The 21917-nt window shown below is 67.0% G+C and carries 21 protein-coding genes; 8 read left to right on the top strand and 13 right to left on the bottom strand.

The window, feature by feature from the left end:
* Window positions 1-18 precede the first annotated feature (18 nt).
* The 5 genes from gabT (at window position 19) to A5892_RS02945 (ending at window position 4970) form a co-directional block, all read left to right on the top strand.
* Window positions 19-1287 (top strand): 4-aminobutyrate--2-oxoglutarate transaminase, encoded by a 1269-nt coding sequence (gene gabT, locus A5892_RS02965; RefSeq protein WP_064121534.1) that lies wholly within the window; start codon window positions 19-21, stop codon window positions 1285-1287.
* Window positions 1288-1311: 24 nt separating this feature from the next.
* On the top strand, window positions 1312-2685 hold the full coding sequence (locus A5892_RS02960; protein WP_064121533.1) for an NAD-dependent succinate-semialdehyde dehydrogenase: 1374 nt from the start codon (window positions 1312-1314) through the stop codon (window positions 2683-2685).
* A 94-nt stretch (window positions 2686-2779) separates the two neighbouring features.
* Window positions 2780-3334 carry a flavin reductase family protein gene (locus A5892_RS02955; protein ID WP_064121532.1) on the top strand — a complete coding sequence of 185 codons (555 nt, stop codon included), beginning with the start codon at window positions 2780-2782 and terminating at the stop codon, window positions 3332-3334.
* 17 nt (window positions 3335-3351) lie between these two features.
* Window positions 3352-3783 (top strand): thioredoxin TrxC, encoded by a 432-nt coding sequence (gene trxC, locus A5892_RS02950; protein WP_064121531.1) that lies wholly within the window; start codon window positions 3352-3354, stop codon window positions 3781-3783.
* Window positions 3784-3932: 149 nt separating this feature from the next.
* On the top strand, window positions 3933-4970 hold the full coding sequence (locus tag A5892_RS02945) for a CobW family GTP-binding protein (protein ID WP_064121530.1): 1038 nt from the start codon (window positions 3933-3935) through the stop codon (window positions 4968-4970).
* Between the two features lie 34 nt (window positions 4971-5004).
* Here A5892_RS02945 and A5892_RS02940 read toward each other — a convergent pair whose 3' ends face one another.
* From A5892_RS02940 to A5892_RS02920, 5 genes are all read right to left on the bottom strand, one after another.
* Window positions 5005-5982 (bottom strand): NADPH:quinone reductase, encoded by a 978-nt coding sequence (locus tag A5892_RS02940; protein ID WP_064121529.1) that lies wholly within the window; start codon window positions 5980-5982, stop codon window positions 5005-5007.
* 171 nt (window positions 5983-6153) lie between these two features.
* Window positions 6154-6576: a DoxX family protein gene (locus A5892_RS02935; protein ID WP_223302777.1), complete on the bottom strand. Its 423-nt coding sequence runs from the start codon at window positions 6574-6576 to the stop codon at window positions 6154-6156.
* A 76-nt stretch (window positions 6577-6652) separates the two neighbouring features.
* Complete coding sequence (locus tag A5892_RS02930) at window positions 6653-7384, bottom strand: pirin family protein (RefSeq protein ID WP_064121528.1); 732 nt, start codon at window positions 7382-7384, stop codon at window positions 6653-6655.
* 67 nt (window positions 7385-7451) lie between these two features.
* The gene (locus A5892_RS02925) at window positions 7452-8849 is read right to left on the bottom strand and encodes a hypothetical protein (RefSeq protein ID WP_064121527.1); all 1398 of its coding nucleotides are present in this window, start codon (window positions 8847-8849) and stop codon (window positions 7452-7454) included.
* A 240-nt stretch (window positions 8850-9089) separates the two neighbouring features.
* Complete coding sequence (locus A5892_RS02920) at window positions 9090-9716, bottom strand: superoxide dismutase (RefSeq protein WP_064121526.1); 627 nt, start codon at window positions 9714-9716, stop codon at window positions 9090-9092.
* 202 nt (window positions 9717-9918) lie between these two features.
* Between A5892_RS02920 and A5892_RS02915 the strand changes: the two genes are divergently transcribed.
* The gene (locus A5892_RS02915) at window positions 9919-10578 is read left to right on the top strand and encodes a helix-turn-helix transcriptional regulator (RefSeq protein WP_064121525.1); all 660 of its coding nucleotides are present in this window, start codon (window positions 9919-9921) and stop codon (window positions 10576-10578) included.
* Here A5892_RS02915 and A5892_RS02910 read toward each other — a convergent pair.
* The 5 genes from A5892_RS02910 to A5892_RS02890 form a co-directional block, all read right to left on the bottom strand.
* Window positions 10562-11665, bottom strand: a complete 1104-nt coding sequence (locus A5892_RS02910; RefSeq protein ID WP_064121524.1) for an MBL fold metallo-hydrolase — start codon at window positions 11663-11665, stop codon at window positions 10562-10564. The two genes, A5892_RS02915 and A5892_RS02910, sit on opposite strands and share 17 nt — an antisense overlap.
* On the bottom strand, window positions 11662-12699 hold the full coding sequence (locus A5892_RS02905; protein WP_064121523.1) for an ABC transporter ATP-binding protein: 1038 nt from the start codon (window positions 12697-12699) through the stop codon (window positions 11662-11664). Before A5892_RS02905 ends, A5892_RS02910 begins: the two co-directional genes overlap by 4 nt.
* Window positions 12687-14393 (bottom strand): ABC transporter permease, encoded by a 1707-nt coding sequence (locus A5892_RS02900; protein ID WP_064121522.1) that lies wholly within the window; start codon window positions 14391-14393, stop codon window positions 12687-12689. The genes A5892_RS02905 and A5892_RS02900 overlap by 13 nt, the downstream gene beginning before the upstream one ends.
* A 1-nt stretch (window position 14394) precedes the next feature.
* Window positions 14395-15381: an ABC transporter substrate-binding protein gene (locus A5892_RS02895; protein WP_064121521.1), complete on the bottom strand. Its 987-nt coding sequence runs from the start codon at window positions 15379-15381 to the stop codon at window positions 14395-14397.
* A gap of 412 nt (window positions 15382-15793) precedes the next feature.
* Window positions 15794-16147, bottom strand: coding sequence for a hypothetical protein (locus tag A5892_RS02890; protein ID WP_064121520.1), 354 nt, complete (start codon window positions 16145-16147; stop codon window positions 15794-15796).
* 94 nt (window positions 16148-16241) lie between these two features.
* On the opposite strand from A5892_RS02890, the gene A5892_RS02885 reads away from it, so the two are divergent.
* A complete protein-coding gene (locus tag A5892_RS02885; protein ID WP_064121519.1) occupies window positions 16242-16670 on the top strand; it encodes a hotdog fold thioesterase in 429 nt (142 codons plus the stop codon).
* A 19-nt stretch (window positions 16671-16689) separates the two neighbouring features.
* Here the strand turns inward: A5892_RS02885 and A5892_RS02880 are convergent, their stop codons facing one another.
* From A5892_RS02880 to A5892_RS02870, 3 genes are all read right to left on the bottom strand, one after another.
* A complete protein-coding gene (locus A5892_RS02880; protein WP_064124263.1) occupies window positions 16690-17943 on the bottom strand; it encodes an NAD(P)/FAD-dependent oxidoreductase in 1254 nt (417 codons plus the stop codon).
* A gap of 148 nt (window positions 17944-18091) precedes the next feature.
* A complete protein-coding gene (betC, locus tag A5892_RS02875; protein ID WP_064121518.1) occupies window positions 18092-19606 on the bottom strand; it encodes a choline-sulfatase in 1515 nt (504 codons plus the stop codon).
* Window positions 19607-19643: 37 nt separating this feature from the next.
* Entirely contained in the window at window positions 19644-20855 is a 1212-nt protein-coding gene (locus A5892_RS02870) for an MFS transporter (protein WP_150123463.1), read from the bottom strand.
* A 231-nt stretch (window positions 20856-21086) separates the two neighbouring features.
* On the opposite strand from A5892_RS02870, the gene A5892_RS02865 reads away from it, so the two are divergent.
* Complete coding sequence (locus A5892_RS02865; RefSeq protein WP_064124261.1) at window positions 21087-21899, top strand: mechanosensitive ion channel family protein; 813 nt, start codon at window positions 21087-21089, stop codon at window positions 21897-21899.
* Window positions 21900-21917: the final 18 nt, after the last annotated feature.

Here is a 21917-nt window from a genome sequence, read left to right as displayed (position 1 = left end):
CCCTCCGAGGATCGAACAATGAACAACGAACAGCTCGTTCAACTGCGCCACGACCACGTCTCCCGCGGTGTCGGTGTGATGTGCGACTTCCATGCCGCGCGTGCCGAGAACGCTGAGCTTTGGGACATCGACGGCAACCGCTACATCGACTTCGCCGCCGGCATCGCGGTACTCAATACCGGCCACCGCCATCCGAAGCTGCTCGAGGCGATCCGCGCACAGCTCGAGCGCTTCACCCACACCGCCTACCAGATCGTGCCCTACGCCGGCTACGCCGAGCTCGCGAGCAAGATCACCGCGCGTGCCCACGGCGATTTCGCCAAGAAGGCGGCGTTTTTCACCACAGGCGCCGAAGCGGTCGAGAACGCGATCAAGGTCGCACGCATCGCGACCAAGCGCTCAGCGGTGATCGCCTTCCGTGGCGCCTTTCACGGCCGCACCGCGCTGACCCTGGCGCTGACCGGCAAGACCGCGCCCTACAAGATCGGCACAGGCGCCCTGCCGGGCGACATCTATCGCGCACCGTTCCCCAACGCGCTCCACGGCGTCTCGGTCGACGACTCGATCAGCGCGCTCGAGCAGCTGTTCAAGTGCGACGTCGAGCCGAGCCGGGTCGCGGCGATCATCTTCGAGCCGGTCCAGGGCGAAGGCGGCTTCTATGCCGCCCCCCAGGAGTTCGTCGCGCGCATTCGTGCGATCTGCGACCAGCATGGCATCGTGATGATCGCTGATGAAGTGCAAAGTGGCTTCGCCCGCACCGGCAAGTTCTTCGCCATGCAGCACTTCGCGCAGGCCGCCGACATCACCACCTTCGCCAAGAGCCTGGCCGGCGGCATGCCGCTTTCCGGCATCGTCGGCCGCGCTGAGCTGATGGATGCGCCGATTCCCGGTGCGCTCGGCGGCACCTATGCCGGCAACCCATTGGCTATCGCATCGGCCCAGGCGGTGATCGAGGTGATCGAGGAGGAGCAACTGCTGGCGCGTGCGGACGCGCTCGGTAGCGGGTTGCGCGAGCGGCTCGCCACCATCCAGCGCCGCCATCCGCAGCTCAAGGACGTACGCGGCCTCGGCAGCATGGTCGCGGCCGAGTTCTTCGATCTCGAGGGCAAGCCGGATGCGGCGCTGGCGACGCGAATCCAGCAGACCGCGCTGTCTCGCGGCCTGCTGCTGCTGACCTGCGGTGTCCACGCCAATGTGATCCGCTTCCTTTATCCGCTGACCATTCAGGACGAGGTATTCAGCGAGGCTCTCGACCTGCTCGAAGCCTCGATCGACGCCTCGATCTGATCGCAAGCCTACCCGGAGCCTAAAATGACCGCCGCCGTCTCGATCGATCCCCATACCGGCCAGCCGATCGCCGATCATCCCTATCTCGACGACCACGCCGCGCTGGCGCGCCTCGCCGCCGCCGACCGCGCCTTCGTCGCATGGCGCGATACGCCGCTCGAGCGGCGGGTGGCGGCGCTGACCAGCATGGCCGCCCAGCTGCGCCAGCGGGCCGACCGGCTAGCCGACACCATGGTCGCCGAGATGGGCAAGACCCTGCGCGAGGCGCACGCCGAGGTCGAAAAATGCGCCAGGCTCTGCGAATGGTACGCCGAGCATGGACCTGCGATGCTTGCTGATGAGCCGGCGCCGGGACTCGAGGGCAAAGCATGGATCGCGTATCGCCCGCTGGGCACGGTGCTCGCGGTAATGCCGTGGAATTTCCCGCTGTGGCAGGCGATGCGCAACGCCGTGCCGATCCTGCTCTCGGGCAACGCCTACCTGCTCAAGCCGGCGCCGAGCGTGGTCGGCTCGGCCACTGAACTGGCCGAAGCCTGGCGCGCGGCGGGATTGGCAGAAGGACTGTTCGAGCTGGTCAACGTCGAGCCCGGCCAGGTCGGCATGCTGATCGACGACCCACGGGTGCGCGCCGTGGCGGTCACCGCCAGCGTACGCGCGGGATCGCAGATCGCCGCCCGCGCAGGCGCGGCTTTGAAGAAGAGCGTGCTCGAGCTCGGCGGATCGGACCCCTTCGTGGTACTCGCCGATGCCGATCTCGACGCCGCGGTCGAAGCCGCCGTTCAGGCGCGCTTCGCCAACGCGGGGCAGGTCTGCGTCGCGGCCAAGCGGATCATCGTCGAGGCCGCACTGATGCCGGCCTTCCGCGAGCGCTTCCTCGCTCGCGCTGGCGCACTCAAGGTCGGTGACCCGCGTGATCCGGCGACCGACATCGGCCCGATGGCGCGCCGCGACCTGCGCGACGAGCTGCACGGCCAAGTGGAGAAGAGCATCGCCCAGGGCGCACGCCTGCTGCTCGGCGGCGAGCCGCTGCCTGGCCCTGGGAATCACTACCCGGTCACCGTGCTCGATGGCGTGACCCCGACGATGGTGGCCTTCGAGGAGGAGACCTTCGGCCCGCTCGCCGCGCTGATCGAGGCCCGCGACGCCGAGCACGCGATCGAACTCGCCAATGACAGCCGCTTCGGGCTCTCAGGCGCGCTGTGGAGCGCTGACGTGGAGCGCGCCAAAAGGCTCGCGGCACGATTCGAAAGCGGCGGCGTGTTCATCAACGGCTCGACCACTTCCGATCCGCGAGTGCCGATCGGCGGAGTGAAAATGAGCGGCTACGGTCGTGAGCTCTCCCACTTCGGTATCCGCGAGTTCTGCAATCCACAGACCGTCTGGCTAGACCGCCGCTGAAGCGAGCCCCGGTATCGCTTTGCTCGAACACTTCGACTAGCAAGCCGGGCCGGCGCGGCCTAATCTCAAGTGAGGCTTTCCACTGGAGATCGCGATGGGCCGCCCGCGCAAACGCGCTTTTCCCGTCGAGAACGTACGCCGCTACCTCGAGCCGGGGCCGATCCTGCTGCTCACCAGCGCACACGATGGCGAGCGCGATGTGATGACGCTCGGCTGGCACACAGTGATGGAGTTCTCTCCATCATTGGTCGGCTGCGTGATCTCACGGGCCAATCACAGCCATCACTTGGTCCGCTCGAGTTCGCAGTGCGTACTCAACCTGCCTGGGGAGGCGCTGCTCGACACCGCGGTACGGATCGGCAACTGCTCGGGCTCGGAGCGCGACAAGTTCGCCGAGTTCGGCCTCAATGCCCGTGCAGGCAGCAAGGTCGCCGCACCGCGGCTGCTCGACTGCCACGCCTGCTTCGAGTGCCAATTGTTCGATGACGCGCTGGTCGAGCGCTACGATTTCTTCATCTTCGAAGTGGTGGCGGCCCAAGCGATCCCCGGTCCGCCGCCACGCACCTTCCACTACCGCGGCGAAGGCGAATTCATGCTCTCGGGCGAGAGCGTCGATCGCCGCGCACTGTTCGAACCCTGGATGCTCTGAATACGGAGCCAACCCCCATGCCCACTCTGATTTCCGTCTGTCCCTCCTGCGACGCGCGCAATCGCATTCATCCCGACCGCGGCACCGAGGCCCGCTGCGGGCGCTGTCACTCGGCGCTGTTCCCACGCGAGCCGTTCGTACTCACCGAAGCCAACGCCAGCGCCCAGTGCGCAGGCGACGTGCCGCTGCTGATCGACGTCTGGGCCGACTGGTGCGGTCCCTGTCGCGCCTTCGCGCCGATCTTCGAGCAGGCCGCCCTTCGCCATGCGGGTCGCTGCCGTTTCGCCAAGCTCGACAGCGAAGCACAGCCCAATCTCGCTGGTCGCTGGGGCATCCGCTCGATTCCCACCCTGCTGCTGTTTCGCGACGGCCGGGAGATCGCGCGCCAAAGCGGCGCACTGCCCGCCCCGCAGCTCGAGGCATGGTTGAGCTCGCACGGCATCGATTGAGGCAGCGTGACGGTGCGTTTCATGTGAAACATTCAGACGTACGCGCCGGGCTGCGCACTGGTGAAAAATACGATATATTGTAACGTTTTAGCGGTAGCCCAGCTTTCATCCGCTTCCACCCCTGTGCATCCCCTGGCCGAGGAGCCCGCATGGCCGGCGAACCCGAATCGTCCTCACCGATCCCGATCACCCTATTGAGTGGCTTCCTCGGCAGCGGCAAGACCACCCTGCTCAACCGGCTGGTGCGCCAGCCGGCGATGGCGCGCGCCCTGGTGATCATCAACGAGTTCGGCGAGATCGGCCTCGATCATCGGCTGTTCACCGCCAGCCAGGAGAACGTCCAGGTCGAGCTGAGCAACGGCTGCCTGTGCTGCGCGGTACGTGGGGACCTGGTCAAGACCTTGAGCGATGCGCCCTGGCGGTTCGCCCGCCAAGGCCAGCGCCAGTTCGACCGGGTGGTGATCGAGAGCAGCGGGCTGGCCGACCCGGCACCGGTGCTGCATACCCTGGCCAGGCACCCGCGCCTGATGCGCCGCTACCGCCTCGACGGCGTGGTGACCACGGTCGATGCGGTCAACGGCGCGTCGACCCTGGAACGCTTCGATGAGGCGCGCCGCCAGGTGACGCTGGCGGACCTGCTGCTGGTCACCAAGCGTGAAATGTCCGACCCCGCCTCGCGCTCACGGCTCGAAGCCCGGCTGGATTCACTCAACCCCGCGGCCCCGCGTCTGACGATCGAGCACGGCGAGCTGGATGCGGAGCGCCTGCTCGGCATTGGCGCGCCGCGAGAGGGCGCAAGCCTCGCCGAAGCCTTCGTCTGGATCAACGCCGCGGCGAACGACGCCCTCGCCCCGCTCCACAGCGCCGCGCCGGCCGCGAAGCACGACCCCGGGGTGGAGAGCTTCTCGATCACCTTCGACCGGCCCATTCCTCCCGCCCGGCTGGAGGAATGGCTCGAGCTTTCGCAGACGCTGATGGGCGAACGGATGCTGCGCTTCAAGGGGCTGCTCGATCTCGAGGGCCGCACGCGGCCCACGGTGATCCACGGCGTACAGCACCTGATTCATCCGCCGGTGGAGCTCGATGCCTGGCCCGACGATGAGCGCGGCTCGCGGCTCGTGTTCATCACCAAAGACCTGCCACGCGAAGAGCTGACACGAAGCCTGCGCGATTTCCTGGTCGGCTGACGCCATCGATCAGGCGCCGAGGGCTCCGGCCCGATCAAGGCACCAGGATCGTCGAGCCAACGGTGCGCCGCGCGAACAGCTCGGTTTGCGCAAGCGCCGCATCCTCGAGCGGATATTTTCGAATGTCATCGACCTTGATCTTGCCGCTGACGATCATCCCGAACAGCTCGTCGGCCATGCTCCGCAGGCGCTCGGCGCTATCGGCGTAGGAGGCCAGGGTCGGGCGGGTGACGTAGAGCGACCCCTTCTGCGCCAGCACACCCAGGTTGACCCCCGCCACCGGCCCGGATGCGTTGCCGAAGCTCACGATCAGCCCGCGCGGCGCCACGCAGTCCAGCGAAGTTTGCCAGGTGTCCTGACCGACGCTGTCGTAGACCACCGGGCACTTCCTGCCGTCGGTCAGCTCCAGCACGCGCGCGGCCACGTCCTCCTGGGTGTAATCGATGGTTTGCCAAGCGCCGAGCGCCTTGGCACGCGCTGCCTTCTCGGCCGAGCCGGCCGTACCGATCAGTTTCGCCCCCAGCGCCCTGGCCCACTGGCAAGCAATCGAGCCGACCCCACCGGCTGCGGCGTGGAACAGGATCGTCTCACCGCTTTGCACCACATAGGTCTGGCGCAGCAGGTACTGCACAGTCAGGCCCTTGAGCATCACCGCGGCGGCCTGTTCGAAGCTGATCGCATCCGGCAGCTTCACCAGGTTCGCAGCCGGCAGCACATGGACTTCGCTGTAGCTGCCCAGTGGACCGGTGCCGTACGCCACCCGGTCGCCCACGCGCAGGCCCTCGACCTCGCGCCCGACCGCCTCGACCACGCCGGCGCCTTCGCTCCCCAGGCCCGAAGGCAGGGAGGAAGGCGCATAGAGGCCGTTGCGGTAGTAGATTTCGACGAAATTGACCCCAATCGCGTGATTGCGAACCCGCACCTGCTGCGGGCCTGGCGCCGCTGGTTCGAAATCCACGTATTCGAGCACTTCAGGCCCACCAGGGGTGCGGAACTGGATACGCTTCGCCATTCGTTCTCTCCGTTGATGACGCTGATCGAGGATGTAGCTGAAAAGGGGTCAATCGAGCTGCTTCGCCCGACGTTGCTCGACCGAGAGCCGCCACGGGGCACGGGCGGGTCGGCCCGCATTCCCGCGGCTGGGCGAACTGCATGCCCGGGGTGAAGAGCGCCCGAGGGTTGGCTATCCGCGGCGGGCGTCGAGCGAGAAGCGCCCTGGGCCCGCGACGTAAAGCGCGAGGAAGCCGCCAGCGATCGCCAGGTTCTTGTAGAAGTGGGTCAGCATATTGAGCCATTGGTCCGCCGGCACCGCCCAATAGGGATGGCCAAGCACTGCGGTTGCCACCGTATAGACCGCGAAGACCAGCGCCAGCGGGCGAGTCGCAAAGCCGAGCATCAGAAGGATCGCCAGCGGCAGCTCGATCACCACCGCGATGATCGCGGCGAGCATCGGCAACGGCACCCCGCCAGCCGACATTCCCGCGACGGTGGCGGAAAAACCGCTCACCTTCATGACGCCGAAGATCAAAAACAGTAGCCCTGCCAGCAGCCGAGCGAGGAGCAGCGCAGCATCGGCGCCGGTGGGTCGGGTAGATTCGAGCATCATCCATTACTCCGGGCAGTCTTCATGTATTCGAAGGCGTGCCTTCCAGCGCGCCATGTATCGAACCGAATCGTCGCGATCAACCTGGCATGGTCGGCAGCTCGTTGGGCCGCAGGTCGAAGACCAGCACCTCGGCCTGCTCACCCCGCTCGAAGGTGATCTCGCCGACGCCGCGAAGCCTGGCGCCATCGCCCTCCCCGAGCCGCTCACCATTGACCACCAGCTGCCCACGGGCGAGGTGGACATAGGCGAAACGCTGCTCGCCCAGGGTGAGCGTCTCTCGCTCATCACCATCGAAGCGTCCAGCATAGACCCGCACGTCCTGGCGGATCGGCAGCGTCGCCTCTTCCCCCTCGCCTTCGGGCGCAAGCAGCAGCCTGAGCCTGCCGCGCTTCTGCTCGGCGCTGAAGTGGCTCTGCAGGTAGCGGGGCGCATAGCCGGCGCGGTCCGGCACGATCCATATCTGCAGGAAATGAACCGGCGCGTCTTCCGACGGGTTGAACTCGCTGTGCAGTACGCCTTGCCCCGCGCTCATCAACTGCACATCGCCCGGAGCGATCGCCGAACCGTTGTCCAAGCTGTCCTTATGCGCGAGTCGACCCTCGAGCACGTAGGAAAATATCTCCATGTCGCGGTGCGGATGGCGGCCGAAGCCTCGGCCCGGGGCGACCCGATCGTCATTGATGACCCGCAGGTCGGAGAAGCCGACCTGCTCGGGATCGAAGTAATCGGCGAAAGAGAAGGTGTGATACGAGTTCAGCCAGCCGTGGTCGGCGTGGCCGCGCTGGGATGCGTGGCGAAGCTCAATCATCTGCGCTCTCCTCCATTAGTGCGGCGTCACCCCGGGCTTACGAAGATCGAAAGCGCCAGGTGCGCGATTACTGAATCGACAGACGGTAGGCCCCGCCCTCGCCGCTGTACGCGCGTGCCTCGATCAGGTAGTCGCCCGGAGAGAGCTCGACCTCCAGCCGCGCGTCGCTGTTGCCGCCGCTGTCGTCGTCGGAGGCATCGACGCCGTTGCCCGAAAGCGCCAGCACCGAGTCGATACTGCTGGAACTCATCATCAGAGTGTAGCTGCCCGCGCGGGTGATGCTGAGGCGATACTCATCGGTCGCGCCAGGAGCGAGCTCGACCTCGACCGCCTCTCCGACGGCGATATCTCCACCGCCCGGCGGCAGCGCCTCGTCAACCGTGCTGGTGATGGTGAAGAGCCCGGCGCCCGTGCTGTAGGCGCGCGCCCGGAGCCGATAGTGACCGGGATCCAGCGAGGCTTCGATCCGCGCGTCACCTTGCCCGTTACCGGCATCCCCACTGTCATCGTCGCTGAGCTGTACGCCGTTGCCGCTCAATTCGAGGAAGCTGTCGATGTCGCTCGAGCGCATATCGATGGTCACCCGCTGGCGCTGCTCGAGCGTGAACTCGTACTCCACGGGTCGGCCTGCGTAGTAGGAGGTCAGCGTGCCACCCAGGGTGATCGGCCCGCCGCTATTGATCTCGCTGCCTTCAGGCAGCTGCTTCTGCTGAGCAACCAAGGCGTACAAGCCCTGATCGCCATCGATCGCACTCGCCACCAGCGCGTACTCGCCGGGCTCGAGCAGAGAGACGATCCGGGCATCGCGCCCGCCGGCGCCGTCGTCGTCCTCGAGCGAGACACCGTTGCCCTCGAGCGCGAGGAAAGCGTCGAAATCGGTCGAACTGAGGGTGAACTCATAGATGCCCCGCTGTTCGATCGCGAAGCTGTAGCGATTCTCCGCCCCGCCCTCGTTCACGTCCTGACCTTTCCCGAGCCAGCCATCGACCGGCTGATCGAGCGTCAGCGCGCCGTCGTTGCGCGTGTCGACCGTCTTCGAGCTCAACCGGAACGGGCCATAGTCGTTCTGATCGACGCCGCTCACCGCCAGCTGATAGTCGCCAGCGCGAGTGCTGCGATAGGCCAACGACACCCCAGCCTCATCACCGCCGCAGTCGCAGCCGGTATCGCTCGTCGCCAGCAGAGCGCCGTCCGGGTCGAACAGCGCAAGCTTGCCCTTCAACGCTCCCGAAAGTGCCACCTGCACCGTAGTGTCGGCATCGAGCTTGAGATCAGCGACGGCGTAGCGGCTGCCATCGTTCAAGTTCTTCGGGCTCTGGGTGGTCATCTCGCCCTGCAGCGACCCGCCGAGCTCGAGGCGTTTGGCGGTGGTGGTAGAGGACGCGCCTTGGTTACAACCCGACAGCAACGCTACCACCGCGGCTGCCAAAAGCGCCGCGCGGTGGACGTTAGAATCGATCTTCATTCCCTGCTCCAAATGATTTTGCTGCGCCCGCGGGCCGCGAGCTCGTCCCAGTACCCGACTGGGCGACTATGGATTCAATCTCAAATCAGCAAATAAGGAAAGGCACCATGAGCGAAACCGGCATCCACCAAAAGATGCAGGCGCGGGAGCGATCGAAGGTAACGAGCGGATACGCAACGCCCGCGACCAAAAGGACGCGGGCGCAACGCGGTCACCGGGCGGATAGCCCGGGGGCGGGGATTACTTGGCGGCTTGGTAGCGCTTTTCGACTTCGGCCCAGTTGACCAGGTTCCAGAACGCCTTGATGTAGTCGGGGCGGCGGTTCTGGTAATTCAGGTAGTAGGCATGTTCCCACACGTCCAGGCCAAGCACAGGGGTGGCTTCGAGCCCGCCCAGGGACTTCGGCGACAGCGGGCTGTCCTGGTTGGCGGTGGAGCCGACCGCGAGCTTGCCATCCTTGACCGTAAGCCATGCCCAGCCGGAGCCGAAGCGCCCCTTGGCGGCGGTCTCGAACTGCTCCTGGAACTGCTCGAAGCTGCCGAAGGTGCTGTCGATCGCAGCTTTCAGCTCACCCACCGGGGCGCCTTCGGAGTTCGGCGTGAGGATGGTCCAGAACAGCGAGTGGTTGGCGTGACCGCCTGCGTTGTTGCGGATCGCGGTGCAGCTGGCTTCAGGTACTTCGTCGAGCTTGGCCACCAGCTCCTCGGCCGAGAGGCTGGCGAACTCGGGCAGCTTCTCGAGCGCGGCATTGGCATTGGTGACGTAAGTCTGATGGTGCTTGGTGTGGTGGATTTCCATCGTCGCCTTGTCGAAGTGCGGCTCTAGCGCATCGTAGGCGTAGGGGAGTTGCGGAAGTTCGTAGGCCATTACTGTGACTCCTCTGGAATCTCTTTATGTTCTGCCCGGCCGTATCGGCTCGGGTGGCGCGTCGAATAAAACAAGCGCGCGCTTGGATATTAGGAGCCCTGCGGGCGTCACGCAAACGCGAATGCGCTCGGCAACGCGATCGTTGCCTTATTCTCAACACGCCCTAGTATGCAACCATGTGTTGCATTCCGAGCCCGAGTCGATGACCCGCCATGATCCCCCCGCTGGCGTCGGTGCATCCGCCGAGACCCGCATCCTCGAGCTGCTCAAGCGCCGGGGCGCTTCGACGATCGCCGAGATCGCGGGCACCCTCGGGGTCAGCCACGAGGCCGCGCGACAGCGGCTCAACAAGCTCGACGAGAACGGGCTGATCGAGAGCAGCGAGACCCGAGGCGCGGTAGGACGCCCGAGACGCCAGTGGCGGCTGACTTCACGCGGGCATGATCGCTTTCCCGACGCCCACGCCCAGCTCAGCGTACAGCTGCTCGACGCGGCGCTGTCGCTGCACGGCGAGAGCGGCGTCGAGCACCTGCTCGGCCAGCGCGAGAACGAGATGCGCAGCCGCTACCTTCGCCACTGCGCCGGGGCCTCGACCACCGCCGAACGGCTCGAACTGCTGGTCGAACTGCGCGACGCAGAAGGCTACATGGCGCGCTGCGAGCCGCTTGGCGACGGCGAAGGCTGGCGGTTAATCGAGGATCACTGCCCGATCGGCGCTGCGGCCGGGCGCTGCCAGGCCTTCTGCGCCAGCGAGCTGCGCCTGTTCCAAGCGGTGCTCGGCGAAGGGGTGGAGATCCAGCGCGAAGAGCACCTGCAGCGCGGCGGCGCACGCTGCGCCTATCGCATCAAACCGCGAGGCTGAGCCGCGCCGGTGCCTGGGTCGCTGCCCTTTCACCCGGGACCTGCGCGGGCAGCACCAGGCTGACGCCGAGCGCCGCGCGCCAGGCATACTCGTCCTCGATCGCAGTGAACAGCGGCACGCAGCGCGCCGCTTCGATGCGTTCGAGCAGCCAGCGCAGGTCCTCGAGCCGGGGGTGGACGTTCCAGCGCAGACGCAAGTCCTGCGTTCGCATTCCCGGCGGGCCTTGTGGATCGAGATGGCCGGTGAAGATCGCCCGATGCCGCCGCCGAGGGTCGGCCAACAGCCGCGCCACGGTGCCGCCTAGGCCGTCGGGGTCGGCTGCCAGCAGCAGCCGGGCGCCGGGGTCGAAACCCTGGTGCCGTTCGAGCAGCCGGCCCAGCGCCGCAAGCGCGGACGGTCGAATCAGCTCCCCGGCCTGGGGATCCGCCAGCGCAGCCTCGAGCGCGGCCTGGCAGGTGTCGTCCATCGACCACTCCCCCGGCCAGCGCCGCTGCAACCACAGCGCCATCTCCAGCGCCCGGCCGGAGGGCGGCACCGGAAACAGCGTCGGCCCGGTCATCGCGGCGGCGATCCGCGCCTGGGCTTGGTCGAGGGCGCAATGATAGGCACCATAGGAGGCATCGAGCAGCGCCACCGTCGCGGGCGGCGGGACATCGAACGGCAGCAGCGCGGACTCGAGGCTGAAATCCCCGCTGTAGAGGATTCCACCGCCGATGCCGAGATGCAGCCAGACGCCGCCCAGCGCGTGCCCCGCCTGCCCGCAGCGCACCTCCACACCCAAGATGTCCACTGCACCACGCAGCGGCAGCGCCCGCCAATCGCGACCCGGCGGCAGCGACCGCGCGGTCTGGGCGGTGGCGTAGAGTGGAATTTGCGGGTCCAACCGGGCCACCGCGCCGATATGATCGACATGGTCGTGACTGATCACCACCGCATCGACCTCGAGCCCGCACCACCAGGATTCAGGTCGCTCGGCGCAGAGAGAAGCGCCGGCGTCGAGCAGCAGCCGGACGCCCGCGGTCTCGACCAGGATCGCCGCCGGGTGCTTGCCGCCCACGCCGCTCAATATCTCGACCCGCGCGCTCATCGCTGGCGCTCCAGCCGCCAGCCCTGCTCGAGGGTGACGGTGATCCGCTCTCCGGGCCGCAGCGCAGTGGCATGATAGCCCTTCAATGCCTGCCCATCGGGCAGCGCCAGGCTCAACGCATAGCGCTCGCCCTTGAACACGCACTCGCGCACCTCGACCTCCACGCCCGCCTCGCTCGGGCGCACATGCTCGGGCCGAACCAGCACCGGATGATCACCCCGGCGGCCCAAGGCACGCATCAGCCGCGAGCCTTCGACTTTGCGCTCACCAGCGTCCAGCGCAAGCGACAGTACCTCGCCCTGGCCGATGAAGCCCGCCAGCCAGTCGGTACGCGGCTCGCGATAAAGCGTCTCGGGACTTGCCCACTGGACCAGCCGGCCACCCTCGAGCACCGCGATCCGGTCGGCCAGCGCCATCGCTTCGGACTGGTCGTGGGTGACGTAGACGAACGTGGCGCCGGTGCGCCGATGGAACTCGCGAAAATGCGTTTCCATCTCGGCACGCAGGCTGCGATCCAGATTCGCCAGCGGCTCGTCGAGCAGTACCACCTGCGGTTCGGCGGCCAGGCAGCGGGCCAGCGCGACCCGCTGGCGCTGGCCGCCGGAGAGCGACTGGACCCGCGCGCGCCCGTACTCGGCCAAGCGCACCGTCCCCAGCGCTTCCTCGACCCGTCGGCGCAGCTCGGCGCCACGCACACCGCGAAGCTTGAGCGCATAGCCGACGTTGTCGGCGACGTCGAGGTGCGGCCACAGTGCGTAGGACTGGAACACCATGCCGACGCTGCGCCGCTCAGGCGGCACCAGCACGCTGGTCCGCCCGTTCTCGGCCGCGGCGAGCAGCCGCTCGCCGAGCAGCAGCCGGCCCTCGTCGGGAGCCTCGAAACCCGCCAGCATGCGTAGGGTCGTGGTCTTGCCGCAGCCGCTGGGCCCCAGCAGGGCGACGAAGGCGCCATCGTCGATGTCGAGATCGAGGGCATCGACCACGCAACGCCCGGCGAAGCGCTTGGTCAGCGCTTCGAGACTCAGTCCCGCCATGGAATCACTCCTTGCGGCAAGCGCCGGCCAAGCCCACCGAACACCAGCATCAGCCCGGCGACCAGCGCCATCACGATCACCGATAGCGCACAGGCCAGGGCGTTATCACCGCTCTGGTCGAGGTTGAAGATCAGCACACCGAGGGTTTCGGAGCCTGGCCCCCAGAGCAGCGCCGAGACGGTGAGCTCATTGACCGCAGTGAGAAACACCAGCAAGGCGCCCGCGAAGGCCGCCGGCGCGAGCAGCGGCAGCCACAGCTCGACCAAGCGGCGCAGCGGCCCGGCACCCGCAAGCTGCGCGGCCTCTTCCAGGGCGGGATCGCTGGCGGCCAGACTCGCCTGCACCGGTTTGAGCGCGACGACCATGAAACGCGCGAGGTAGGCGATCAGGATGATCCACAGCGAGCCGTAGAGCCCGAAGCCAAGCAGCGGCAGCGGACGGGCGAAGGCGAGGATGCAGCCGACCGCCAGGACCACACCGGGCAGCGCGTAGGGAATCTCGATCGCGGCCTCGAACAGCGCCAGCGGCCGGCTCGGCCGGCGCACCAGCAGCCACGCCAGCGGCAGGCTCAACGCCATCAATATCGCCGCCGCGATCGATGCGAGCAGCAGGCTGTTGCTCATCGCCCGCCACGTCACCCCCTGGCGGCCGAGCATCTCCGCATAGGCCGAGAGCGTTACCGTATCGGCACCGAACGCCATGCCCTGGGCGGGGAGCAGCGAGGCCATCACCAGTGCCAGCCCGGGCACCACCAGAACCGAGGCGATCACCGCCGCCAGCAGCAGCGACAAAGGCCAACGCCAGCGACCGAGCGGCAGACGAGCGCCGCCGCCCGCACAGCTAAAATGCGCAAAGCGCCGGTGCAGGCGACGCTGCAGCGCGAGGCTCGCCAGGGCCACCACAGCGACCAGCATCGACAGCTGGGCGACCTCGGGCAGCATCATCGGGCCGAGGGCGCTGAGTTTCTGGTAGATCAGCGTCGGCAGCACGTAGTAGCCCACCGGGATACCGAGCATCGCGGGGATGCCGAAGTTGCCCAGCGCCGAGACGAAGGCGATCGCGCCACCCGCGATCAGCCCCGGCGCAGCCAGCGGCAGCACCAGGTCGATCAGCACCCGGCGAGGCGCCGCGCCGGCCAGACGAGCGGCCTCGACAAGTTCACCCGGCAGCGTTACCAGGCTCGCGCGCAGGGCGAGAAACACCAGCGGGGCGTGCTGTACGCCGAGCAGCAGCGCGATGCCGTGGGCACCGTGGAGCGGCTGCGGGGAACCCAGCGCGGGTGCGATACCCAGCGTCACCAGCAGCGGGCTGGCCGGACCCGACAGCTGCAGCCAGGCGAGCGCGGTGACCTGGGGCGGAATCATCATCGGCAGCATGAAGGCGAATGCCCAAAGCCCCTTGCGCGACAGATCGGTGATGGTCAGCGCCACGGCGAACAGCGCCCCCAGCGCCATCGCCAGCATAGTGCCGAGAAGGCTGACGTAGAGGCTATTGCCGAGCGCACGCCAAGTGATTGAGGCGCGCGCCAGGGCGACCAGCGGCGCATCGGCGGAGAAGCCGACGCCGCTCAGAGCCTCCCAGCCGAGGCGCAGCACCGGCACGCTGCCGAGCAGCACGGCCAGCGCCAGCGGTAGCCAGAGCGGGGCGATTCCAAGCACCTGGCCAAGGGCATGGGTACGAGCGCGCAGAGTCATCTCAATAGCCCGCGAAGAGGTCGGCGAAGCGTGCCTTATCGGCATCGAGGCGCCCGAGCGCCTCGACCGGATCGAACTCCAGATAGCGGATCGACTCGCGCGGCGGGAAGCCTTCCGGCGTCGGCATAGCGCTCATCGCCGGTACGTAGCCTTGCGCGCGGACCAGCTCCTGGCCGGGTTCGGAAAGCAGGAAGTCGACGAACCGCCGCGCCGCCTCGGAGGCTTTCGCATCGCGGGTGATCGCCACCGGTTCGGTAACGTAGCTGACGCCCTCGGCGGGAAAGACGAACTCGATCGGCGCTCCCTTGGCGCGCTCGCGCAGCGCCATGAAGTCGACCAGCATGCCGTAGGGCTTGGCCCCGGAGGCGACCGCAGTGAGCACCCCGCCGTTGCCTCCCTGGGCCTGGGCGCCATGCTCACGCAGTTGGGTGTAGTAGTCCCAGCCGAGCCCAGGCGCGGCGAGCAGGCTTTCCAGATGGATCATCGCCGCGCCCGAGTAGAGCGGGCTCGGCATGCTCAAGAGGCCGGCAAGCTCCGGCTCGGCCAGATCCCGCCAGCGCTGCGGACGCCGTTCGGCGCGCTGGTGATAGGCGATGCCGGTGGTGATCAACTTGGTGCCGTAAAAGCGGCCCTCAGGATCGTAGAAGGCTGGATCGAACCGCTCCTTGCCGGGCGCATCGTAGCTTTCAAGCCACCCCTCGGCGGCCAGCCCCTGCATGCTCAGGGCGTCACTGATCAGCAGCACGTCGGGGGCGGGCACGCCCGCCTCGCGCTCGGCGCGAAGCCTGGTCAGCAGTTGGCTGGTACCGTCTCGCACCCATTCGACCCGGATTTCAGGATGAGCCCGCTGGAAGGCGTCCACGGTCGCCTGGGCGTCAGCGTTGGGCTGGCTGGTGTAAAGGCGCAGCGGCGTATCCGCCTGCGCGGCGCAAAGCGTGGCGAAGCTCAGCGATATGCCGAGCAACGCGTTCAGCAGCGGTTTGTGCATCGTCGATCTTCTCGCGGGCCTAAAGGGCATGAACGAACAAGGGCTTGAACAAAAGCCCAGCCTAGGCGCGCGAGTTGACGATAGCGTGACGATACGGGGCGAGCGCCACGAGGCAGCGACGGGAGAGGGAAACGCGGGCGAAAAAAAACGCCTGCGAAAGCAGGCGCCAAGCGGGGGATGTCTTGCACTCTGAGCAAGGAGAAAGAATCCTCCTGCCATATCCGACCGGGCGGGATGGCGATGGTTCACCGCCGGGTGTTTTTTTCTTTCAATCGCGCCCGCGACGATCAGTGCGCTGGATGCGCTGTTCGCCCCGGGAAGCGTAATCGGCGAGCGCTACCCGAGCGCAGGTATGGCAGGGATCGAGAGGTGAGCGAGCGCTCACCTCGGATACGAACTCGGCGGCGAACGCTCAGCCCGCGTAACCGGGAGCGGGAGCGCGGAAGCCGAGTCGATGGCGATGCTGCAGGACACGTCCGGCGCATAGCGCAAAGGAGAAATGGACCAGCACCGGGGCGAGCAGCGCGAAGGGCAGCGACAGCGCGACGGCGGCGAAAGCGGTCAATGAATAGAGATAGAGGCAGCCAATGGCCGAGAGCTGGCCAAGGGCGACGAACCAGCCACGCGCATTGGGAATGAAGGTATTCAACGACAGCCGGCCGATGACCCAGGCGGCGGTGAGGGTAGCGAGCGAGAGTGCGAAGGCGAGAAAACCGGATAGCAGCACCCAACCGAGAAACGGATGCCAAGCCGAGCCAATCTCCATCGATCCATCCTATATGATGAGTACACACAGACTCTACTGCGCGCGCCGAACGAGGCCAACCCCCTGGCCGATCGACACGCTTAAGGAGAAGCACATGGGTTTCTGGCGTACTCGCCCCGATCTCGACAGACTCAACGAAATGCAGCGCGGTAATCTCGGCGAGCACCTCGACATTCGCTTCGAAGCGGTCGACGACGATTCGATCACCGCCAGCATGGTGGTCGACTCCCGCACCCACCAGCCATTCGGGCTGCTCCATGGCGGCGCCTCGGTAACGCTGGCCGAAACCCTTGGTTCATGCGCCAGCTACTACTGCATCGATCACGACCACGAAAGCTGCGTCGGACTCGAGATCAACGCAAGCCACCTGCGCGCGGTAAGCCGCGGCCGGGTCACGGCGGTGGCCCGGCCGCTGAGGATCGGGCACAGCATCCACGTCTGGGACATCCAGCTGCACGACGACAGAGGCCGCACCACCTGCGTGGCGCGGTTGAGCGTCGCAGTGATCGGCGCCAAGCGCTGATGCCGCGCAACACCGGTCGTCAGCCACGCTTGAACCGCACGGGGGCATAGGGTGAGGGGTCGACCACCGGCGCATGGCCGGTGATCAGCTCGGCGAGCAACCGACCGCTGATCGGGCCCAGGGTCAGGCCATGGTGCGCATGGCCGAAGTTGAGCCACAGCCCAGGATACCGGGGCACCGCACCGATCACCGGGCGCATGTCCGGCAGCGCAGGGCGCCTGCCCAGCCAGGGCGCGGCATCGAGCCGGGCGCCGAGCGGCAGCACCCGGCGGGCGAGCGCTTCGGCGCGATCGAGTTGGATGGTGTTGGCCGGGGCATCGAACGCGGCGAACTCGACCCCGGTGGTCAAGCGCACGCCCCGGGTCATCGGCGAGAGGATGTAGCCCCCGGGCTTGTCGAGCAGCGGGAGCCGCGGCACCGACCGCTCGTCGATCGCGTAGTGCATGTGGTAGCCGCGCTTGACCGCGAGCGGGATCGAAAGCCCCAGCCGACCGGTGAGCGCCGCGCTGTGCGGGCCGAGCGCGATCACCGCATTGGCCGCGCGCAGCTCGCCGTGCTGTTCGCTCGCCAAGGCCCAGCCATCCCTTGCCTGGCGCAGCGCCATCGCATCCGCGCGCAGCAGCGCGCCACCGCGCGCGACGAACAGCGCCGCATAGGCCTTGACCAGTGCACCCGGGTCGCTCACCGAGTGCGGATCCCGCCAGTGCACCGCACCGACCACCGCGGGTTCGATCGACGGTACCAGCGCGCGCAGCGCCTCGTCCTCGAGCAGCTCGAAGTCGAGCGAGAACAGCGCGCCCACCGTGGTGGCCTGGGCCTGGGCGAGATCCAGCTCCCCGGCGTCTCGATAGACCTCGACCCAGCCGCCCTGACGCACCAATGCGGCGCAGCCAGCCTCGCGCGTGAGCTCGGCGTGTTCATCGAGGCAGCGCTCGAGCAGCGGCAGCATCATCTGCGCCGCCGCCGCCAGCCTGGAGGGCGATGAGTGATACCAATAGCGTGCAAGCCATGGCGCCAGTCGTGGCAGCGCGCCTGACGCGTAGCGTACGTCGGAGCGACGGTTGGCGGCATAGCGCAAAAGCCTCCCCAGGCCGTGCGGAAAGGCATGGGGGATCACGCTCGAGCGTTCGATCAGTCCGGCATTGCCGAAGCTCGTGCCCTCACCCGGCCCGTCGCGGTCGATCAGCGCGACCGACTGGCCGAGGCGCTGCAGATGCAAAGCGGTACAGATACCGACGATACCGGCGCCGAGCACCAGCGTGTCGTAGTTCATATTGATGTCCTTGGCGGCAAACATCGTGCGGTGCCCAGTTTGCCCCAGCCGCAGCGCCATGTCCGGTCGCGATCGACGCTCGTGTCGCTCGAAAGGCCCAGGATGCGCGAAAGCCCGCCGGGCCGCCGGTGGCGAGCTGGCGCCGGTTTCATTGCGCCCGTGGGAAGCGCTGACTCTCCTCGAGCCGGTTGAGGTCCATGTGGTTGCGCATGTAGCGCTCGCTGGCCCGCGCCAGCGGCTGGTGGTCCCAAGGATAGTAGTGGCCGTGGCGCAGGGCATCGTAGACCACCAGGCGACGCGCCTGGCTGTCGCGTACCTCGAGATCGAAGCGCTGCATGTCCCAGCGTTCGCGCACCCGCGTCATGAACTCATCGACCAGCGTCGCGTACTCGGCGGCCGAGGCAAGGTTGTCGAGCTCGTCGGGATCGGCCTCAAGATCGAAGAGCTGAGGCGGGTCGAGTTCGCAATGGGTGAACTTGTAGCGAGCGTCGCGGATCGTCACCAGCGGCGCCTGGCTTCCCTCGGCGGCGTACTCCATCAGCACCGGGCCATGCTGGCCGCCGCCGTGAAGCAGCGGCAGCAGCGACTCGCCGTCGCTCCATGGCGCGACCTCGCTGAGGTCGACCCCGGCGAGATCGGCGAGCGTGGCGCTGAGATCCAGGGTCGAGACCGGCGTATCGACCCGGCGCGGCTCGACACCGGGAATATCGATCGCCAGCGGTACCCTCGAGGAGCCATCGAACGGACTCATCTTGAACCACAGCCCGCGCTCGCCAAGCATGTCGCCATGGTCGGACAAAAACAGTATCACCGTGTCCTCGCGCATCCGGGTGCGCTCGAGCACATCGAGCAGTCCTCCGACCTTGTCGTCGACGTAGGAGAGGTTGGCGAAGTAGCCGCGCCGCGCGCGGGCGACGTCCGCCTCGCGGATCTCGAAGGATTCGAAGTCGCTGGCCTCGAGCAGCCGCCGCGAGTGCGCATCCTGGTCGATGTAGGGAATCGGCGCGACCCTGGGGGCGAGCGCATCGCAATCGGCATAGAGATCCCAGAACCGTTGGCGCGCAACGTAGGGGTCATGAGGATGGGTGAAGCTCACCGTCAGGCACCAGGGCCGCGGGTCGTGACCACGGGCGAGGTCGTAGAGCTTCTGCTCGGCGAGGAACGCCACCTCGTCATCGTACTCGAGCTGGTTCGAGGTCTCGGCGATCCCAGCACCGGTCACCGAGCCGAGGTTGTGGTACCACCAGTCGATCCGCTCACCGGGCCGGCGATAGTCGGGGGTCCAGCCGAAGTCGGCGGGGTAGACATCGGTGGTGAGCCGATGCTCGAAACCGTGGAGCTGATCGGGTCCGACGAAGTGCATCTTGCCCGAGAGGCAGGTCTGGTAGCCGGCGCGACGCAGGTGATGAGCGAAGGTCGGCAGGTTGGAGGCGAACTCGGCGGCATTGTCGTATACCCCCGTCCCCGATGGCAGCCGCCCGGTCATCAACGAAGCGCGCGCCGGCGAGCACAGCGGGCTTGCGGTGTAGCAGTGGGCGAAGTTCACGCCGCGCTCGTACAGCCCGCGCAGGTGGGGAAGATGCAGAAAGGGGGCGGGACCATCCTCGAACAGACGACCATTGACCTGATCGGCGATCACGATCAGCAGGTTGGGGCGGGACATCTCATCTCCTCGGACAGTGGACGGTGCGCGATCACGTTCAGCCATGCTGACCTTTCGGTGTATCAGCTTCGACCCGGGCGCGGCAAGCAAGCCACACCGCAAGCCCCAGCGCGGAGAAGCCGATACCCAGCGCGCAGACCCCGAGCCAGCCCCAGTGAACGTAGAGCATCGCGGAGAACAGCGAACCGAGCGCACCACCAAGGAAATAACAGACCATGTAGGCGGCATTGAGCCGGTTGCGCGCGCCCGGATCGATCCGATAGACCATGTTCAGGTTGGTGATGTGCACCAGTTGCACGGCGAGATCGAGGATCAGGATGCCGAGCAGCAGCGCGAGCAGCGACTGGCCGGCGAACAGCAGCGGCACCCAGCCGAGCACCAGCAGCGCCAAGCCAAGCGTGGTGGTCAACCGCGCGCGGCCCCGGTCGACCTGGCGCCCGGTGATCGGCGCCATCAACGCCCCGGCCGCGCCGACCAGGCCGAACAGCCCGATCACTCCATCGCTCAACCGATAGGGGGGTGCCGCGAGCAGGAAGGCGATCGGGGTCCAGAAAGCGGCGAAGGACGCGAAGGTGAGCAGCCCGAGCAGCGCACGCAGCCGCAGCCGGGCGTGAACCGCCATCAACGTGCCGACCGAGCGTATCAACGCAGCGTAGCTCAGCCCCGCCGGGGTATGCAGCGCAGGCAGCGCGCGCCACAGCGCCAGCGTGGTCAGCGCCATCAGTCCACTCGCCACCCAGTAGACCAAGCGCCAATCGCCGAACTCGGACAGGGCGCCTGCGAAGCTGCGCGCGAGCAGGATGCCCAACATCAGCCCGCTCATCACCGTACCCACCGCCCGTCCTCTGCGGTCGGGCTCGGCGAGCGTGGCGGCGAACGGCACCAGTACTTGGGCCACCACCGAAAACAGCGCAGTGACCGCGGTACCCAGCAGCAGCATCGGCAAACCGTTGGCCGTGGCGCTGACCAGAAGCCCCAGGGTCGACAGCGACATCATCGTCACCACCAGCCGGCGCCGCTCGAGCATGTCGCCCAGCGGCACCAGGGCGAGCAGGCCGAGGGCGTAACCAAGCTGGGCGACGGTGACCACGATGCCCGCTCGGGAGTAGGAGAGATCGAGCCGCTCGGCGATGGTGTGCAACAGCGGCTGGGCGTAGTAGTTGCTCGCCACCGCCACCCCCGTGGCGACCGCCATCAACAGCAGCAGCCAAGTGGGCAAAGCACGGGAAGAAGTGGACACGACGGACATGAACGACGGCTCCTGATGAACTTGCCGGGTAAGGCTGGGTCAGCGAGAGGCTGGCTGCCTGCGTGTTTCACATGAAACAACCCCGCCGTCAGGGACGGGGCGACGAGTGTGACTGCTGCGAACACTCACGTTAAGCCTCCATTAAACACTTCTCGCCCATGTATCATGTCGACGGCGGCGCGCTTGGCCGTACCGCGAATCGAATAACCCCAGCCAATGGAAGAGATGAACATGGAAGAAGGAGTCAATCAGCTATGGAGCCAAATGGGCGCCTGGATGCCGCTGATGCTCAGCTATGCGGGCAACCTGGTGCTCGCATTGATCACTCTGGCGATCGGTTGGTGGATCATCAGCCTGTTCACCGCTTCGCTGACGCGCTTGATGAAGGCCCGCCATATCGAGCCGACGCTGCAAAGCTTCGTGCTCAGCGTGCTTGGTCTGCTGCTCAAGGCGTTGCTGCTGATCAGTGTGGCTTCAATGGTGGGGATCGCCACCACCTCGTTCGTCGCGATCATCGGTGCCGCCGGCCTTGCGGTCGGCCTGGCGCTGCAAGGCAGCCTCTCGAACTTCGCCGGCGGGGTGCTGATCCTGCTGTTCCGTCCGTTCAAGGTCGGCGACTACATCGTCTCCGGCGGCATCGAAGGCACGGTGACCTCGATCGAGATGTTCCGCACCATCCTGCGCACCGGGGACAACAAGGTCATCTATGTGCCCAACTCGAACCTTTCCAACAACGTGGTGACCAACACCTCGCAGGAAAGCACCCGGCGCGGCAGCGTCTCCTTGCTGATCGACTACGAGGACGATCCCGAGGAGGCTCGCCGCCTGCTGCTGGCGATGATCGAGGGCGACGAGAAGATCCATGCCACCCCGGCACCTGCGGTGAGCTACGTGCCCAACGCCGGCAACATCGCGGTCACGCTCTACTTCTGGAGCTCGACCGGGGATAACGGCGGCCTGGTGTCGCGCTATTCCGAGGAGGCGATCAAAGTGCTCAAGCAGGCGGGCTTCCGTCTCGGCGTCAACTCCCGCGCGGGCAGCTGATCGATCCGGCCGCCCGCA

Source organism: Halotalea alkalilenta (assembly GCF_001648175.1).
Lineage (GTDB): Bacteria > Pseudomonadota > Gammaproteobacteria > Pseudomonadales > Halomonadaceae > Halotalea > Halotalea alkalilenta_A.
The sequence above is the reverse complement of the archived record's forward strand: the minus strand, read 5'-3'. Positions and strand labels throughout refer to the sequence as shown.